Origin of the sequence: Clostridium ihumii AP5 (genome assembly GCF_000612845.1) — a bacterium.
GTDB lineage: Bacteria > Bacillota > Clostridia > Clostridiales > Clostridiaceae > Clostridium_J > Clostridium_J ihumii.
Genome location: NZ_CCAT010000042.1, coordinates 13785 through 30483 on the forward strand (window position 1 = coordinate 13785; position 16699 = coordinate 30483).

The 16699-nt window shown below is 24.8% G+C and carries 21 protein-coding genes and 1 other annotated feature; of the genes, 1 reads left to right on the forward strand and 20 read right to left on the reverse strand.

Features of this window, described 5'->3' with window-relative positions; all coding sequences use genetic code 11:
- Positions 1-101: 101 nt before the first annotated feature.
- The 4 genes from BN346_RS05655 to BN346_RS05670 all read right to left on the reverse strand — a co-directional run bounded on the left by BN346_RS05655 (position 102) and on the right by BN346_RS05670 (position 5443).
- Positions 102-1469, reverse strand: coding sequence for a sensor histidine kinase (locus BN346_RS05655; protein WP_034440375.1), 1368 nt, complete (start codon positions 1467-1469; stop codon positions 102-104).
- Positions 1453-2142, reverse strand: coding sequence for a response regulator transcription factor (locus tag BN346_RS05660; protein ID WP_034440376.1), 690 nt, complete (start codon positions 2140-2142; stop codon positions 1453-1455). The genes BN346_RS05655 and BN346_RS05660 overlap by 17 nt, the downstream gene beginning before the upstream one ends.
- Before the next feature lie 309 nt (positions 2143-2451).
- Positions 2452-4788 (reverse strand): FtsX-like permease family protein, encoded by a 2337-nt coding sequence (locus tag BN346_RS05665; RefSeq protein WP_034440378.1) that lies wholly within the window; start codon positions 4786-4788, stop codon positions 2452-2454.
- Positions 4766-5443, reverse strand: a complete 678-nt coding sequence (locus BN346_RS05670) for an ABC transporter ATP-binding protein (RefSeq protein ID WP_034440380.1) — start codon at positions 5441-5443, stop codon at positions 4766-4768. Before BN346_RS05670 ends, BN346_RS05665 begins: the two co-directional genes overlap by 23 nt.
- A 554-nt stretch (positions 5444-5997) precedes the next feature.
- Between BN346_RS05670 and BN346_RS05675 the strand changes: the two genes are divergently transcribed.
- Complete coding sequence (locus BN346_RS05675) at positions 5998-6411, forward strand: pyridoxamine 5'-phosphate oxidase family protein (protein WP_158644453.1); 414 nt, start codon at positions 5998-6000, stop codon at positions 6409-6411.
- A gap of 50 nt (positions 6412-6461) precedes the next feature.
- Here the strand turns inward: BN346_RS05675 and metG are convergent, their stop codons facing one another.
- The 16 genes from metG to BN346_RS21555 form a co-directional block, all read right to left on the reverse strand.
- Positions 6462-8084, reverse strand: coding sequence for a methionine--tRNA ligase (metG, locus tag BN346_RS05680; protein ID WP_034440385.1), 1623 nt, complete (start codon positions 8082-8084; stop codon positions 6462-6464).
- Positions 8085-8139: 55 nt separating this feature from the next.
- Positions 8140-8402: a binding site (T-box leader), on the reverse strand.
- A gap of 67 nt (positions 8403-8469) precedes the next feature.
- Complete coding sequence (locus BN346_RS05685) at positions 8470-9861, reverse strand: serine hydrolase domain-containing protein (RefSeq protein ID WP_051540071.1); 1392 nt, start codon at positions 9859-9861, stop codon at positions 8470-8472.
- Positions 9862-9905: 44 nt separating this feature from the next.
- Complete coding sequence (locus BN346_RS05690) at positions 9906-10463, reverse strand: GNAT family N-acetyltransferase (protein ID WP_034440386.1); 558 nt, start codon at positions 10461-10463, stop codon at positions 9906-9908.
- Between the two features lie 175 nt (positions 10464-10638).
- Entirely contained in the window at positions 10639-11526 is an 888-nt protein-coding gene (locus BN346_RS05695) for an AraC family transcriptional regulator (protein WP_034440388.1), read from the reverse strand.
- A gap of 281 nt (positions 11527-11807) precedes the next feature.
- On the reverse strand, positions 11808-11981 hold the full coding sequence (locus BN346_RS21540) for a hypothetical protein (protein WP_158644454.1): 174 nt from the start codon (positions 11979-11981) through the stop codon (positions 11808-11810).
- A 44-nt stretch (positions 11982-12025) separates the two neighbouring features.
- Positions 12026-12220: a hypothetical protein gene (locus tag BN346_RS05700; protein ID WP_034440390.1), complete on the reverse strand. Its 195-nt coding sequence runs from the start codon at positions 12218-12220 to the stop codon at positions 12026-12028.
- Positions 12221-12305: 85 nt separating this feature from the next.
- On the reverse strand, positions 12306-12491 hold the full coding sequence (locus tag BN346_RS05705) for a hypothetical protein (RefSeq protein WP_034440392.1): 186 nt from the start codon (positions 12489-12491) through the stop codon (positions 12306-12308).
- 154 nt (positions 12492-12645) lie between these two features.
- Positions 12646-12849: a hypothetical protein gene (locus tag BN346_RS05710; protein WP_034440395.1), complete on the reverse strand. Its 204-nt coding sequence runs from the start codon at positions 12847-12849 to the stop codon at positions 12646-12648.
- Positions 12850-12878: 29 nt separating this feature from the next.
- Positions 12879-13091 carry a hypothetical protein gene (locus tag BN346_RS05715; protein ID WP_034440398.1) on the reverse strand — a complete coding sequence of 71 codons (213 nt, stop codon included), beginning with the start codon at positions 13089-13091 and terminating at the stop codon, positions 12879-12881.
- Positions 13092-13135: 44 nt separating this feature from the next.
- Positions 13136-13327: a hypothetical protein gene (locus BN346_RS05720; RefSeq protein ID WP_034440400.1), complete on the reverse strand. Its 192-nt coding sequence runs from the start codon at positions 13325-13327 to the stop codon at positions 13136-13138.
- A 241-nt stretch (positions 13328-13568) separates the two neighbouring features.
- A complete protein-coding gene (locus tag BN346_RS05725) occupies positions 13569-13769 on the reverse strand; it encodes a hypothetical protein (protein ID WP_034440402.1) in 201 nt (66 codons plus the stop codon).
- Between the two features lie 249 nt (positions 13770-14018).
- Entirely contained in the window at positions 14019-14171 is a 153-nt protein-coding gene (locus tag BN346_RS21545; RefSeq protein ID WP_158644455.1) for a hypothetical protein, read from the reverse strand.
- A 36-nt stretch (positions 14172-14207) separates the two neighbouring features.
- Positions 14208-14390: a hypothetical protein gene (locus tag BN346_RS05730; RefSeq protein ID WP_034440405.1), complete on the reverse strand. Its 183-nt coding sequence runs from the start codon at positions 14388-14390 to the stop codon at positions 14208-14210.
- 253 nt (positions 14391-14643) lie between these two features.
- Complete coding sequence (locus BN346_RS21550; RefSeq protein WP_158644456.1) at positions 14644-14781, reverse strand: hypothetical protein; 138 nt, start codon at positions 14779-14781, stop codon at positions 14644-14646.
- Positions 14782-14921: 140 nt separating this feature from the next.
- Positions 14922-16262 carry a lanthionine synthetase C family protein gene (locus BN346_RS20430; protein WP_051540073.1) on the reverse strand — a complete coding sequence of 447 codons (1341 nt, stop codon included), beginning with the start codon at positions 16260-16262 and terminating at the stop codon, positions 14922-14924.
- Between the two features lie 250 nt (positions 16263-16512).
- Positions 16513-16677 (reverse strand): hypothetical protein, encoded by a 165-nt coding sequence (locus BN346_RS21555; RefSeq protein ID WP_158644457.1) that lies wholly within the window; start codon positions 16675-16677, stop codon positions 16513-16515.
- Positions 16678-16699: the final 22 nt, after the last annotated feature.

A 16699-nucleotide genomic window follows, 5' to 3' on the forward strand; every position in this document is an offset into this window, starting at 1 on the left:
TATGCTATATGAATTTATAAAAAATAAAAAAATATCCAATTTATAGAACATCTAAGTTTTTTTATACAAACCTTAGCAGTTCTATAAATTGAATAATAACGTTAACTTTCTAAAACAAAACCTATTGAAAACTCTATTTTATTTTCATTAGATTTTGTATGTATAAATCCATTGTGTACTTTTACTATTTCATTAGTTATGGCAAGTCCTAATCCACTACCTTCATCTTTTCTCGATTTATCCATTTTATATAATCTCTTAAATAAATCATTAATTTCATCTTTTGACATTTTAGTTTTTGATACATTGTTTATAGAAAAAACTCCATATTCCTTTTTATTTACTGTATTTCTTTGCAGTTTTATTTCTACTTCAGTATTTTCTTTTGAATATTTTAGTGCATTACTTATTAAATTATCAATTGCTCGTGCTATAAGAATTGAATTTCCATAGGTATATATAGCATCATTTTCTAAAGCAACATTTAGATTTAAATGTTTTTCTTTAAAATATAGTTCCTCTCCATCTAATAATTGCATAATCATCTCATTTAGATTTATTTTGACCTTTTCTAACTCCATATCTTTAGAACATAGTTTAGTATAATCAAAAAAATCATCTAACATATTCTTTAAATAAATTCCCTTTTTATTAATTATTGAAACATATCTTTCTAATTCCTCTTCATTTGAGTAAACCCTTTGTTCAAGCATTTTAGAATAGCCTAAAATTGTAGTTAATGGTGTCCTTAAATCATGTGAAATATTAGTTATAAACTCTTTTTCAGTCAAATCCTTATTTTCTAATTCTTTTGCCATATAATTAATATCTTTTGCCAAAGAAGTCAGTTCATTATTATACTTTAAATTTACTCTATTAGATAAATTTCCAGTTGCTATTTTTCTAACATCTTTACTTATATTGTTTATATATTTAATTCTTCCATTAATAAAAATTAAAAATATCATAAAGGATATTACAATTAAAAGTCCAAACATTAACTTATCATCATATATATTGTTTTCATTTAAATACACTATATATCTATCTTTATTTAATTTCATTACATTAGTTGCCATAAATTTATATTCATTAACTACTAAATATGTTCCCTCACCTTTATCTAAATTAAACTTATATATTTTAAATTTTCCGTTAGATTTTTTTACTACTCCTTCATTGTCAACAATAAATATTCTATTTATAAAGGAGCTCTCTGGTGTCATTTTCTCTAATCTTTTTATATTTTCACAAACTACCTCTTCATTGCCATCTTCTATGTGCAATTGATTTTTTATCATATTTAATTCACTTGTGTTTCTTTCATTTGCTAAACTTATTAACTTATCTTCAGTATAAAATATATTTTTGTAGAGGTTAGACAATAAAGCTGAAAAAATGAAACCTAATATAATTGAAATAATTATTCGTACAACTATTTCTCCTTTTAAATTAAATAATTTTTTCAACTTTATACCCCACTCCCCATATAGTTTTAATATACTTAGAGTCTTTTACTGTGTCATTTAATTTTTCCCTTAAATTTCTAATATGAGTAATCACAGAATTATCATTTTCTAAATATTTTTCATTCCAAACTAAATTATATATAACTTCTGAAGTATAAACTCTTCCTTGGTTTTCCATAAGTAAAACTAAAATATCAAACTCTTTCTTTGTTAACTTTAATTCACTTTTATCCTTCAAAACTTTATACTCATATTTTTTTATAATTATATCTTTATATTTTATTATTGAACTATCTTCAGCTAATATAACTTCACTTCTTCTTAAAATAGCTTTAATTCTTAAATTTAATTCTACTAAATCGAAAGGCTTAACTATATAATCATCACATCCTTTTTTAAACCCAATAACTTTATCCATTTGATGCCCTTTAGCTGTTAACATAATTACAGGCACATTTGAAAATTCTCTAATCTTTGATAAAACTTCATAACCATCCATCTTAGGCATCATTACGTCTAACATAATAAGATTTATATCATTTTCTTTAAAAATAATTATGCCTTCTTCACCATCATTTCCTATAAATACTTCATAATCTTCCTTCTTTAAATATTCTTTTATCATAAGTGCTATATCTATATCATCTTCAATTATCAAAAGCTTCTTCTTCAATTTCTAAAACCTCCTACATATGGTTCTAAGTTCAAATTTAAAATAATATCTTTATCAAATTATACTATTAACATTAGCGTTTATCCCTATTTTTATATTTGGACCAAGTAAGAAGTAAGAGTGAAAAGTTAAAAGTGATGGTTGATATTACTCACTTCATTCCTAATATCTAAAAATAGAAATACCTAAAAACTATGTTTTCAACTAATTAGAAACTCAATTTTAATATTCACTTTTAATTAGAATTATCACTTGAAACATGAATAATTTAACTTTATAACCCTATAGTTTATATACATTATTATAATCTTAGTATTCTTCTCTAAGCAAAGTGAGTTCTTTCTTTTTTACTATTTTTCTTATTGGTAAAATAAAAGATATGAATGCTATGATTATAGAAACAATAATATTTAAGACTATTATATTTAAACTTACTTTTCCACTACTATTAATTAATAGCTTAAAAAACATATTAATACCAATACTATAAATTCCTATTGATAATGTTGAGCTGAAACAAATCAAAAGTAAGATTTTTATAGCTTGTACTTTTATTATAGATAATTTTCCAAAACCTAATGTTATTAACATTTCTTCATCTTTTTCATCTTTATTACAATTCATACATACCATATTAATATTGAATAGTACAGTTCCAAAGATACATATTACTGATAAAATTCTAAACATCCTTAGAAATCTTCCCATATCCATTGCAAATTTTTCACCTACATCATTGATACTTAATACAATGCTATTATTTAATTTTTCTATAAAATCATCACTTTTAGACTTAACTAAGTAATTTACTTCATCTCCAAATTCTACATTTTCCTTTAATATTGAAGATGTATTTATTCCACCACTTTTATATACACCTTTTATCTTTTCTTTTATGATGCCTTTGCTTGTTTCTATTTCCAAAACATCACCAATATCAAGCATATTTCGCTCTCGCATCTCATCTGAAATTATTACTCCCTCTTCACCTTCAAAAAGATTATCACCCATAATTATGTTATATTTTAATTTATAATCATTCTTATCAATTTCACTTATATACAAATTTTTATACATACTATTAAAATTGTTATTTTTCACTTTTCCACTTATACTTGAAGCTTTAATATACCCATTTATATTATAATCTTTTAAAATTTTTTCTATATTATCATAATCTTTACTTTCTATATAATAATCATAAGGTAAACTTTCTTCTAATGAAGACTGAAAGTTACATTTAATAGAGTCTTCTAAATTAAAACCTATTAATATAACGCATAATGTAAGAGTTAAGCTCATAACTATAAGTACAAATGAAAAGAATCTGTTTTTTATAGATTTTACACTATACATTATAATAGAATTTCTAAACTTAATCCTAGATAATATTTTTATCATTAAAGATATTATACCTAAAAAAATTAATATAACTAAAACAACCAAAATACTACTACCTAAATTTTCTACACTATTAAAATAATTTGAATATATAACTAAAAGTAATGGAATAGTGATTATAGTAGTTATTCCTATTTTCTTACTTTGCTTTTTAATATATTTTTCATCTTCTCTTAATACACACATTGAACTTATACCTTTTAAAATATTCATTGCTATATTGACCAATATGAAAAACACTACAATATTAAAAAACATACCTTTTAATATTAAATTAATTCTTTCTATATTAATACCGCTTACAATTACTCCACACCATCTTAGTATTAAATTTGAACCATAATAACTTAAAAATGCACTCATTATAATTGGCACTAATATTAAAAATAACATTTCTAATAACAATGATTTTTTTATATCTTTTGTATCTATAGATATTACTTTTAAAATTGCAATATCTTTTTTTCTTTTTAAAATAATCATTACAACAAAACTTATTATAGTTAAGCTTGAAAATATATAACTAACGGTACTTAAAATTCCCAGTGTAGTTTTTTGCACAGATATTTCACTTTTCATTTCATTCCTTTTATCTTGTATTGTTGTATAAATATTAGAATCATCTATTTCTAATAAATCACCTTTTAATTTTTCACCATTTTTACCCTCTATATTGATAACTTTTTTTCCTAATATTTTATCTAACTTATCATTACTTTGAACCTTACCATATCCAAGTAATTCTGTATCCCTATCTACACCACTAGAAACTTCCTCAATATTTTTAACTTTATATTCAAAGACACCATTACCTTGAGTATCAAATTTAACAGAATCACCCACTCTTACATTTAAAACTTTAGCTAAAGTTCTTTGAAGTATTATCTCATCATCATTCAATGAATAATCTCCAATTACAACATTTCCCATTATTTTATTAGAATCCTTTTTGTAATAACAGTTTATAATATTTGATGTTTCTACTTTTACTCCTTCATTTCTTAATGCTAATAATTTTTCATCAAACTCTTTTTGTGGGTTTTCACCAACATTTATATTTAAATCTCCACCATTTATAATTTCTATATTACTTTCTATATACTTTTCATTTTCTAAATTAACTTGAGGTATAATAAGAGAAATGCTTACAGCTATTAAAATTGATATCATAGTAAATATGTAAAGTACTTTTTCCTTGTTAATTTTCTTTATATTATATAATTTAAATATTTCTATCCACTTCATATATCTCACCATCTTTCAAATAAATTCTTCTTTCTCCTAGCCTTCCAATTTCTTCATCATGAGTAACTATAATAAGTATACACTTTGTCTCATTTTTTATATTTATTAATAAATCCATTATTTTTTTACTATTAGTTGAATCTAATGCTCCTGTTGGCTCATCACATAATATTACCTTTGGACTATTAACTAATGCTCTAACTATAGAAACCCTTTGTGCTTCTCCACCAGACAAGGATAAAATATTTGCATTATATTTCTTTGAAAGCCCTACTTTATCTAGTAATTCTTTTGCTTTTATGCTTTTTTCTTTATAACTTTCTTTTGTATTCATAGCTATTATTAAATTTTCAACTGGTGACAAACAAGATATTAGATTATGATTTTGAAAAATTAAACCTATATTATTTCTTCTATATAAATTTAATAATTTCTCATTTTTAAAATTAATCTCATTATCATCATAATAAAACTCTCCACTACTTGGCTTTGTAAGTAAGCCAAGTATTTGTAATAATGTTGACTTTCCTCCACCAGATGGACCCATAATAGTTATAAAATCATTACCGCCAACTTCTAAACTAACATTTTTTAATACACTTTGACTTTTATCTTCAAAATAAAAATCTTTACATAAATTTTTTACACTTATCATTTCTTCACATCCTAATTTAAATTGTATAAGGTTCCAAATTGAAAGTAATCCCTTTATCAAATGATACTATTAATTTTACAATTTATTCTATTATCATGTTTGGAACCAATTAACAGTTAACGATTAACAATGATGGTTAATATTATTCACTTCGTTCTTAATATTTATGAATAGAAACACCTAAAAACTACGTTTTTATATTGTTTTCAATTAATTTGCTTAGCAAATTATCATAAAAATTGATTCAAATAAACTGAGACTTCAGTTTTATCCTTCATTGTTAATTTTTGTACTATACTTTGAATTGATCTTTCTCAATTAGAATACGAACAATTTCATTTTTCAATTTGAAACCCTATATTTACAATTTTAAATTCCAAATCTCTAGAAATAATGCTTAAAATATAAAGAAAAAATAAAGTTTTAAAATATTCAAATAGAAACATTATATTTCATTTTTCATAAAATAAAGTATAACTTAATAAATATTAGGTTAAATTTTTTGTGTGGGAGAGTATTGTAATATGGACATATGTAAGTACACACCCCTTTCAATGAGTAAAATTTTATGTGTTTTAAAATCTCAAAAGATTTGTAATTTAGGTACAATGAGCTTAAATAACCTTGAAATTGTTCCAATGTGGTATGTATTTGATTATAAAAATAGTAAATTAACTTTCTATTTTATAAGTGGAACTAATGGTGAAAAAATGGATAACATGAAAGACACAGGAATTGTATGTGTTTCTATAAATAAATGCTATAAGAAATGCTGTAACGAAGTTTATAACTCTATTGTTGCCAACGGTAATGCTACCATTATCAAAAACTCTTCTGAAAAAACTTATATATTAAATAAATTCAAAGAAAAATATGGCACTAACAATTGTTACTTTGATGAATGTGCTATAAATAAATTAGACTATATAAAAGTAGATGTTTACGAAGTAACTGGTAGAGCATATTAAATTTAAACTATTAAAAGGAGCAAATTTTAATGTATTGCTCCTTTATATTTTTATTTAAATAATTTATTTTTCTCATCATCTATTACTTTTTTATCGAGTCTTTCAAACAATATTTCAAAATCTCCTATTAAAATACCATTTTGAATTTCAATACTATTCCAAGTATTATTCTCTATTCCTAACCAATTCATAATTTTATATGATGATTCTGGTAAAAATGGTATCAATAAATTAGCTAAATTAACTATTGTATATATCAAATTATATATGGTATTCTTACATTTATTTATATCTAATTGTATAGTTTTCCATGGCTGATTTTCATCAAAATATTTATTCATATTTCTTATAAAATTAAATATATCTTCAAGTGCATTTTTTAAGTTTCCAAACTCAATATTTTTTCCAATATTCTCATATAAATCTTTAATATTACCTTTTATATTTTCATCTATAGTTCCATTTGGTACAATATTATCAAAGTATTTTTTTATAAACACCAATGTTCTATTTACTAAATTTCCATAAGCACCTAGTAACTCTCCATTATTACTATTAACGTATTCTCTCCATGAAAAATCTGTATCTCTTTTTTCTGGGCCATTTATTATAAAGAAGTATCTTAAGGAATCACTATTATATTTTTCTACTATATCTGTTATCCATACTGCATAATTATTACTTGTAGATATTTTTTTACCTTCTAAAGTGACATATTCACTAGATATTATTCTCTCTGGTAATTTTCTATATCCAATTCCACTTATTAATGCTGGCAATATTATAGTATGAAATGGTATATTATCTTTTCCATGAATATAATATGAAATGGTCTTTTCATTCCAAAACTCTTTATATTGTTTATTATTTTCTATAGACCATTTCTTGCTAGCAGTTAAGTATCCTAAAACAGCATCTATCCAAACATACACCTTCTTGTTTTCAAATCCTTTAATTGGAATATCCACTCCTAATGATAAGTCTCTTGATATTGCCCTATCACATAATCCTTCTTTTAAATATCTTTCTGTATTGTTTACACTATTAACTTTCCAATACTCTTTTGATTTCTCCATGTTATTTCTTATAATATTTTCAAACTTTGATAATGCAAAATATAACTGTTTATTTTTCCTTATTGTTGGTTGTTCTCCACAAAGTTTACATTTTCTTTCTGATAATTCAAGTGGTTCTAATAATGCTCCACAATTATCACACTGATCCCCTCTTGCTATAGAACTACACTTTGGACATTTTCCTTCTACATATCTGTCTGGCAAAAATTCTTTACAATTCTCACAATAAATTTGCTCAACTTCCTTTTCATAAATTAATCCTTTTTCATACAATAAATTAATTATTTTTTGTACTTCAGTTTTATGAAATTCATCGTCTGTTCTTGTGTAATAATCATAAGAAAAATTTAGTTTTTCAAAGCACTTTTTAAACTCACTATGATATTTATTTGCAATATCTTTAGCTTCTACTCCCTCTTTCTTAGCTCTAATAGATATAGGTGTTCCATGACAATCACTACCTGAAACATATAAAACATTATCTTTCTTTAATCTATAATACCGTGCAATCACATCTCCTGGTAATAATGCTGCTATATGACCTATGTGTAGCGATCCATTAGCATAAGGCCATGCTCCTCCAATAAAAATATTCATATTTATTCCTCCTTTAATTTTGCAAATAAAAAAACTCCCGACCTAAGAAATTAATCTTAGGAACGAGAGTTAACCTTCGTGTTACCATCCTATTTTATGTATACTTCACAGTATACACCTTCTCAAGTACGTCATTAATTATATTAATGATTATACTTTATCACTATAACGGGTGAACCCGTTGCAGCCTTAATTCATAAAAAATTTCGGTGCACCGCTCCAAGGCCATTTTCATTTTAATATCCTTTGCTTCTTCTCACCACTAAAAGCTCTCTGTAAAAGTATTCTTAAAATTACTTTCCTTTTCATTGCATTTATATATTATAATACAGATTAAAATTTATTTGTCAATGTATTTTAAAAATTTAAAATATTAATAAACTTTTTAATCTATCTTTTCATATTTATTTTCTTCTTCGTTTTGCTGTAAAATTATATATTTTTCTCCACCTTTATCAATGTTAAGTTCTACTTTCGTATTAACTTCTTCTGATATAAAAGTATTTTTAGTTTTTCTTTTAAACTCTATGGCTTCTTGATTTTCAACCTGAATATATAGTTTTTCTAATTCATCTTTTACATATATTTTAGTTTTTTGTTTATTGATGTATTGACCACTATAATTATCTATACTTCTATTTTCTATTTCAATTTGCTCTTTGCTACTACCTTCCAGTTCATATACTTTTTCTAGTGTTTCTGATACTTCTTGTAATAATTTTTCCTGATTTGAATTAATCATAATCACAAAGCCATTTCCACCTTCATTATAAAACACAAATTCACTTTCAAATCCATAGTTTTCTCCGCTATGTAAAAATTTTGAATTTTTTCTATTTTCATCTTCAACTAAAGCAAATCCAATTCCTCTAACTATTTTCCCCTCTATATCACAATGTTTTCTTAACATTTCATTTACTGATTCAAGTTTTAATATGCCATCTTTCTTGCCATTTAAAATATTTTGTATTTCTAACCCTAATTTACATAAATCAGAAGGTGTTGTCCAAAGTCCTGCTGCTGCCATTTCAGGATATACATAATACATACCTTCAACTTCCTCACCAGTATATCCATAACCACATGATATATTATTTATATAGTCTACAGATATTGGTTGTTCATAAGTACTATTATTCATATTCAAATCATCTAAAACTAATTGTTTCATAATAATTGGAAAAGGCTTTTTTAAAACATCTACTAACACTTGTTGTGCAATAGTGAATCCTCCTCCTGAATATCTATGACTTAATCCTGGTATAGTATCTACTATTACAGCTTCTGAATTTGCTGGATATTCTCCATTTAATACTTGTATAGTTGTTGGGATTTCATCATTTAAATTATATCCTTCAAATCCTTGTACTGTTGTTCCAGCTGTGTGAGTTAAAATTTGTCTTAATGTTATCTTAGGTTGCCAATTACCATTTTTAGGTACTTTCCATGAAGTTAAGTAATTATTTACATCTTCATCTAAACTTAAAACTTTTCTTTCAACTAACCTCATAACTGCAACTGAAAAAACTGCCTTACTTATAGATGCTGCTTGAAATAAAGTATTTTCATCTATTTTCTCATCACTATTTCTTTTTTTAGTACCATATGCTTTTGAAAATTCTAATTTATAATCTTTAATAAAAGCTATACTTAGTGCTGAAGTTCTGTAATATTTCATTCTATCAAAAATAGTTGTTTTGTTGTACTTTTCGTTTTCTAAATGACCTTTATATAATATATTGTTTTCAAAGCTTTTTATTTTATTATTATTTAACATAAAATCCCCTTCCCCATGAGTTTTTTACTTACTATACCTATATTTTATAAATATTCTCTTTTTAATATAGACATTATTATTCCATCTTCTAACTTCCCTTTTATTAAGTCTCTTTCTCTTACTAGTCCTTCTTTTGTGAAGTTTAATTTTTCTAATACTCTAACTGAAGCATCATTACCTGGTGTTATAATTGCCTCAATTCTATTTAAATTCATGTAGTTAAATCCAAATTTAATTAATGTTTTAACAGCTTCAGTTGCATAACCATTTCCCCAATAATCTTGAATGATACTGTATCCAACTTCACTTCTTCTAGCACCTTCTTCAAAATCCCCTAAACAACATATACCAATTAACTTATTATTTTCTTTTAATACTATTCCCCATGTAATTTCTTCATTTTCATATAACTCTTCATTATATCTTTCAATAAATTTAATTACTTGTTCATGGGATTTAACAGGATAAAAATAATCAAATCTTGCTACATCTTCATCACTTAATAATTTATATAACTGAATTTCATCTTCAAATTCTATTTTTCTTAAAGTTAATCTTTCACTATCCAATACTGGAAATTGATTGAATTGTCTATTTATCATATTTTTCTTTCTCCTCGTTTTAGATTAAACATTTTTATCTTTAAATTTTACATCCTTTATATGAATTTTCTTTAATTGCTACATTCTAATTTTAAATATCTTAATTATACACTTCATTTTCTAATGTTGTAAGATAAAAAAAGCACTTTTAAAGTGCTTTTTTAAATATATTATTTTATTTTTTTATCACAGGCACATATATTTCCATTACAGTGTCCTTTCTTCCATGACATCTTTCATCATAAAACTCAAAATCCATTTTACTTTCATCAAGCTCATATCCGCTATCTTTAAACCACTCTTCAAATATATATTTCCAAGTTTGTTTTATAATTTCAGCAAAATTTTCTTGCTCCAAATCATCACTTGTGTCTACTGGTGGAGTTGTAAATACAGCATAAGTTGCTTCTGGTACTTCTACTGTTATCATATCATCTGTAACATTTTTAAAATTTTCAACAATGACACCTAAAAGATAGGTTGCATCCCCATTTTCCTTATTTGATGGAATGCACAATCCTACTTCTCCATGTTTAGGTGGATTCAAAATTTTATACATTTTGCTTTCTAAATTTTCTCCATCATAATTATCCCAAAATGATGCCACATCTTTAGTATAATTTCCATTAGTAACATTAGTTTTTATTCCATATCCAGCCACCTTAAACTCAGCCTTTTTTAAAATAATAGGATTCATAATATAACCTCCAATTTTTATAGTTGATTCTTCCTTAAAATATCCATTCATACGTTTTAAATATTGAGTAGGCGTAAAGCCATACTCTTTCTTAAATGCTTTTGAAAATCCATTATGTGTGTCAAATCCATAATCCATAGCAATATCAATTATTCTTTTTCCACTAAATAAATCTATTGCTGCTAGTGAAAGTCTTCTTTTTTTAACATACTCCATTAATGTGATTCCCTTGTGAATATTAAAAATTCTGCAAAAATGAAATGTTGAATATCCACATTTTCTAGCTATCATATCTGGCGTTAAATCAAACTTTATATTTTTTTCAATATATTCAATACTCTCTAATACAACTGTATTATAATTCATATCATCACCAACCTATCCCCACGTGGTAATTATATTTTAACAATAAAATTAAGGTTACATTGTTCCTAATTTGCTATTTTATATTATCTATTTAATCACATATGCTCTAGATTTTACATTCATTTATATCAATTTAAATAACTAAATTTAAATTATTATATAACAAGAAAAAGTTCTCCTATAAAATCTTGTTTTATAGGAGAACTTTCTATTTTAGTTTTTATATTAATCTAAAAATATACTTATTTAACTACTGTTTTCTTAATACTCTAAGCAATGTCTTATGCCCAATCACACTTAGCTGATGTAAAACAGCTATTACCACAACTGTCAGGCTCGTGTGTCTTATATCCACAATCCCTATTATAGGTTTTATTACCTCTATTTACTGATTCATATTTTTTTGATAATTTATTATTCTGTAAATCCAAATCAAAATCCTTATAATTTGGCATTTAAATACCTCCTATACTATTTAGTTTCAAACTATATTTTAATATTATCTACCATCAAAATCAGTACCACATACAATTGTATCAGTAAAACATACTTTTCCACAGCTATTTCCTTCATTTGTCTTACATCCGCAGCTATAATAGCAAGTTCCTCCATCACTTCTTTTCTTACTATTCATTGATTTTAAATTGTTTTTTTCATTTCTTATATCTAAATCAAACTCTTTATAATTCGGCATTTATCTTCTACTCCTTCTATTTATTTATTTTTTCTGTTTTATATTTAAAATTACTATTGTCTTTTAAAATAACTGTATTAACCAACTACCACGCTGAATCTTCATGTGTTTTAGATCCACCGCCACTTCCACTTCCTCCAGTTTTAGGTTTGCAAGCTATACATATACTTTGTTCCTTTACCTCTATGCTTGTCCTTCCTGGTCTATCATCTATTCTACCTTGAAATCTAACATTTCTTATATCTAAATCAAAATCTTTATAATTTGGCATTTAAATACCTTCTAATTTATTATTTTTCTAATCAATAGCTTAGGACACGGTTTTATAGATTTACATATTTTATTATAAGTTGCACATTTACATATACTCATATCATCTTTCTTATCTGAAATAGGATATATTTTCTTACCAATAATTTTACCTTTTATACCCAAGTACACTTACCTGATTCAAAACAAAGACCATTATTGCAACTATCAGTTTCATGTGTTTTACATACATCAGTTTTTTTACAAACACACATACTCATATCATCTCTTTTATCTGAAATAGGATATCTTCTTTTATCATTAATTTTATTCATTTTTATATTTTGTATATCTAAATCAAAATCTTTATAATTTGGCATTCAATTCACTCCTTCTAACTTTAAACAACTTATAATGCACAATCAGTATGCTGATTACAGCTTCCATTACAGTAAGTTGCACAACTACAGTGAGTTGCACAAGTTTGTGTTTTAGGTCTACAGCGGCATTCACTTAATTTATCATATTCATAACTAAATGTTGGTGGTAATACTTTTCTGCTACTATCTACACCTAACTTACTATTTTGTATATCTAAATCGAAATCTTTATAATTTGGCATTTACCTTCACTCCTTTTTGTATCTATTTATTTTTATATTCAAATTTAATCTGCTGGTTTTATACAACGAGTTTGACAACTATTGGGATTACAAGCACTTCCATTACAAGTCCTTCCACAAACAGTTTTTTTACCACCACCATCTGTTGCAGGAACAATAACTGCTGATGGTCCATACATATTTATTCCATTTTTAGAATTCCTTATATCTAAGTCAAACTCTTTATAATTCGGCATTCAAATCCCTCCTTTTATTAGTATATAATTTTAAATATTATTATAGTTTAACAGTTGCGACCAGTCTTACATCTACTTGTACAACGACATTCACTATATATATCCGGTGTTTTCGTAAATGTTATTGGTTCTGTTGAAAATCCATGAACTTCTCTTTCTGTTTTATTTCTAATATTTTGAATATCTAAATCAAATTCTTTATAATTTGGTATTCAATTCATCCCTTCTGACTTTAAGCAACTTATAATGTACAATCAGTATGCTGATTACAGCTTCCATTACAGTAAGTTACACAACTATTTCGTGTTTTAGGTTTACAAACACACTCACTATATTGATCATATTCATAACTAAATGTTGGTGGCATTGTTGTTGTTTTGATACTATTTACACTTGACTTATTATTTTGTATATCTAAATCGAAATCTTTATAATTTGGCATTCATCTTCACTCCTTAAATTTTATATTTTTAAAATTATAACCCTATATAACTATTTAAATTGACCATTGATATATCCTAGAATTCAAAACTCAAAATTAAATTAATTTCTTTATCAGTTGAAAAACAATTTCTTTGAATAACATTATTCTAATTTAATTTTTATATCAGTCATTTTTAAAGTCAACTTTAAATGATCTATAAGGTTATAATTAAATATCTATATTTTTTTATTTATGATTTTTTTATTTTTAATATGCACACATAGTGTTTGGACAGCTTCTATTTCCATATGTGTAACATCCATCTGTTTTTTTCTTTCCTTGTATATTTTCATTTTTGGAATTATTACCTTTAACTGTATTGTTTCTTAAGTCTAAATCGAAATCTTTATAATTTGGCATTTACGTTATCCCCCTTTATTAAAATTAAATTTTAAATTAATACATACATTCCTTTACATTGCAAGTTTTTAATCTCTTTGTGTAAGTTTTAGGCTTACAACGACATTCACTTAATGGATCATAATAATTTCCTGTATTTGATAACTCTTTACCTAAAGAAGTTTTTGAACTTCCTTTATTATTTTGTATATCTAAATCGAAATCCTTGTAATTTGGCATTGTTTCACCTCCTTTCATGGATTTTATAATATAATAAAAAATTGCAACTCTACATAAATATTGTCATGACTTTATACATTACTTGTTTTAAAAGTATCGTGAAATAAATTTAATAATTAGGTTTATTTCTCATGTTTAATAGCTACATTTTGAGTAAATCAAATTAGTTATAACATTTAACTTTTATGATAAATAATTTCAAAGTCATTTTAAAATTTACATAGAATTGCAATTAAATAATTTAATTATTTTTTTAATAGCAGTGAGTGCTCCATGTTGCCATATTACCACCTTTATTTTCTTTGTGTTTCACTTCAATAGTTAATTTTGTAGTATGACAATTTTTATTATCTGTTTGAATATCTAAGTTAAAATCGTTATATTTAGGCATTGTATATCCTCCCTTCTAGTAGATTATACTAACTAATTTTTCTCTTTATTCTTATTAACTTATAAAATTCAAACAATATTTATAATTTTGAGTATCAAAACAAAATTTTAATTAATTTGCATCTTAATTGTTTTTATAAACTATTTAATCATTATATGTCTCATCCAATAATCTCTATTAGGTTCTAAATATGTCATTAATGCTAAGACCGTACCTAATGAACCTTCAAGAAAAGTATGATCATCTTGATAAGTTAATTGTAGATTTTCTTCATTAAAAGTTTTATCTCTTTGTGTAGTGTAATTATAAAAACCAAATAATGAATTACTATCAAAGGAATCTATAATAATATCAGTTAACTTTTCAATACAACTTTCATATTTTTCATTTTTATTATCTTTATTCATAGCTTCCATTATAGCTAATGCTCCACTATATCCATGACAAATATGTGAACATTGTAGCATCCATGAATCTATGTTCATTTCTGATATTCCTTCTAAAATTTCATTTGAAAACTTTAAAATATCCTGATTTTTAATTGCATTTCCTGCTATATAAAGTGATCTAGCAATGCCAATTGTTCCATAACACCAACTTTGTCTATTTGTATTAATTTCATTTTCTTCACCTTTTATATAATCATCAAAGCTTATTATTCCAGTCCAATATATATTTTCAAATTCATCTTTATGGCTAAACCTTAATAATTCATCTATAATATTTTTAATAGCTTCTTTTTGTCCTTCAATCTCTATTCCTTCATTTAATGATAATGACATAAATACTAATGGACCACATATTCCATGAGATAACGCCTCATTAAAATTGCCATTTTTATATTGCTCTTTACTTTTATCATCAAATAATTTTTCTGCTGGAATATACCATCCTGGTACCTTATAACCTTTGACTTCTATATTCATAGTCATATTTACAAATAATTTTATAATTCTTTTTAAAGCATTTAGAATATTTTCATCTTCTTTAAACATTAAAAGATATCCACCAATTCCTGCAAACCCATAAATAGTATCATAGTCTGTTGAATACATATTTCCTACATTATTCTCAGCTATATCTAATAAATTATTTAATTCTTCTACTATATAACTATTTAATGTATTTAAAAATTTGCCATAATATCCTGTTTTCTTGTATACACTATAGATGCTATATCCAATGTCACTTAGCCCATTAAATAGTGATATTGATATATTAGGTAAATACTTTTCCACACCATCTTTTATCCTCATCATATATTCATATATAATATCATCCCAATTTTCATTTTTAGGAAGTATTTCATAAAACTCACCTAAGATTAAAAGCGGTCCAACATATTCTAAAAACATCTCATCATTTCTTGCTTTAAAAACTAACTTTACTCGTTTCTGAAATTCTTCAGGACTTTTACATACATTTATAAATTTATCAAAACATTTTAATATTTCTTTTTTCTTAGATTCACATATTTCCATTTTTATCATCTCCTAAATAGCACTTTTAGTTATTATAAATTTATTTATAAATTCAATATGTATTTGTAATCATACATAACTAAATTTATTTTATATAAAATTACAAATGCATACTGAGAAAGGAACTGTACTAATTTTGCTTTTTATTTATAAAAATATACTACAGTTTCTTTCTCTCTTATTATGCTTTGGATAATATAAATTCCCAGATTTATTTTTTCTGTTTTAGTATAAATTTCAACTTACAATTCTATTGACAATCTTCAATATTCTCTGAAAGTCTACATATATATTGACAACTCTTTACTGGTCCATATGTCCTAGCTATATTAGCTTGTATTGTTTTGTCCTTAATCTCATTAGTTATAACTTTCTTATTTGTCAAATCTAAATCAAAATCTTTGTAATTTGGCATTACCTCACCTCCTTTCATAAAA

What these genes read in the sequence shown, in the direction of transcription:
- BN346_RS05665 (WP_034440378.1), bottom strand. Translation starts at nt 4,788, where the DNA reads ATGAAGTGGATAGAAATATTTAAATTATATAATATAAAGAAAATTAAC.
- BN346_RS05670 (WP_034440380.1), bottom strand. Translation starts at nt 5,443, where the DNA reads ATGATAAGTGTAAAAAATTTATGTAAAGATTTTTATTTTGAAGATAAA.
- BN346_RS05675 (WP_158644453.1), top strand. Translation starts at nt 5,998, where the DNA reads ATGAGTAAAATTTTATGTGTTTTAAAATCTCAAAAGATTTGTAATTTA.
- metG (WP_034440385.1), bottom strand. Translation starts at nt 8,084, where the DNA reads ATGAATATTTTTATTGGAGGAGCATGGCCTTATGCTAATGGATCGCTA.
- BN346_RS05685 (WP_051540071.1), bottom strand. Translation starts at nt 9,861, where the DNA reads ATGTTAAATAATAATAAAATAAAAAGCTTTGAAAACAATATATTATAT.
- BN346_RS05690 (WP_034440386.1), bottom strand. Translation starts at nt 10,463, where the DNA reads ATGATAAATAGACAATTCAATCAATTTCCAGTATTGGATAGTGAAAGA.
- BN346_RS05695 (WP_034440388.1), bottom strand. Translation starts at nt 11,526, where the DNA reads ATGAATTATAATACAGTTGTATTAGAGAGTATTGAATATATTGAAAAA.
- BN346_RS21540 (WP_158644454.1), bottom strand. Translation starts at nt 11,981, where the DNA reads ATGCCAAATTATAAGGATTTTGATTTGGATTTACAGAATAATAAATTA.
- BN346_RS05700 (WP_034440390.1), bottom strand. Translation starts at nt 12,220, where the DNA reads ATGCCGAATTATAAAGAGTTTGATTTAGATATAAGAAATGAAAAAAAC.
- BN346_RS05705 (WP_034440392.1), bottom strand. Translation starts at nt 12,491, where the DNA reads ATGCCAAATTATAAAGATTTTGATTTAGATATAAGAAATGTTAGATTT.
- BN346_RS05710 (WP_034440395.1), bottom strand. Translation starts at nt 12,849, where the DNA reads ATGCCAAATTATAAAGATTTTGATTTAGATATACAAAATATAAAAATG.
- BN346_RS05715 (WP_034440398.1), bottom strand. Translation starts at nt 13,091, where the DNA reads ATGCCAAATTATAAAGATTTCGATTTAGATATACAAAATAGTAAGTTA.
- BN346_RS05720 (WP_034440400.1), bottom strand. Translation starts at nt 13,327, where the DNA reads ATGCCGAATTATAAAGAGTTTGACTTAGATATAAGGAATTCTAAAAAT.
- BN346_RS05725 (WP_034440402.1), bottom strand. Translation starts at nt 13,769, where the DNA reads ATGCCAAATTATAAAGATTTCGATTTAGATATACAAAATAATAAGTCA.
- BN346_RS21545 (WP_158644455.1), bottom strand. Translation starts at nt 14,171, where the DNA reads ATGCCAAATTATAAAGATTTCGATTTAGACTTAAGAAACAATACAGTT.
- BN346_RS05730 (WP_034440405.1), bottom strand. Translation starts at nt 14,390, where the DNA reads ATGCCAAATTACAAGGATTTCGATTTAGATATACAAAATAATAAAGGA.
- BN346_RS21550 (WP_158644456.1), bottom strand. Translation starts at nt 14,781, where the DNA reads ATGCCTAAATATAACGATTTTAACTTAGATATTCAAACAGATAATAAA.
- BN346_RS20430 (WP_051540073.1), bottom strand. Translation starts at nt 16,262, where the DNA reads ATGGAAATATGTGAATCTAAGAAAAAAGAAATATTAAAATGTTTTGAT.
- BN346_RS21555 (WP_158644457.1), bottom strand. Translation starts at nt 16,677, where the DNA reads ATGCCAAATTACAAAGATTTTGATTTAGATTTGACAAATAAGAAAGTT.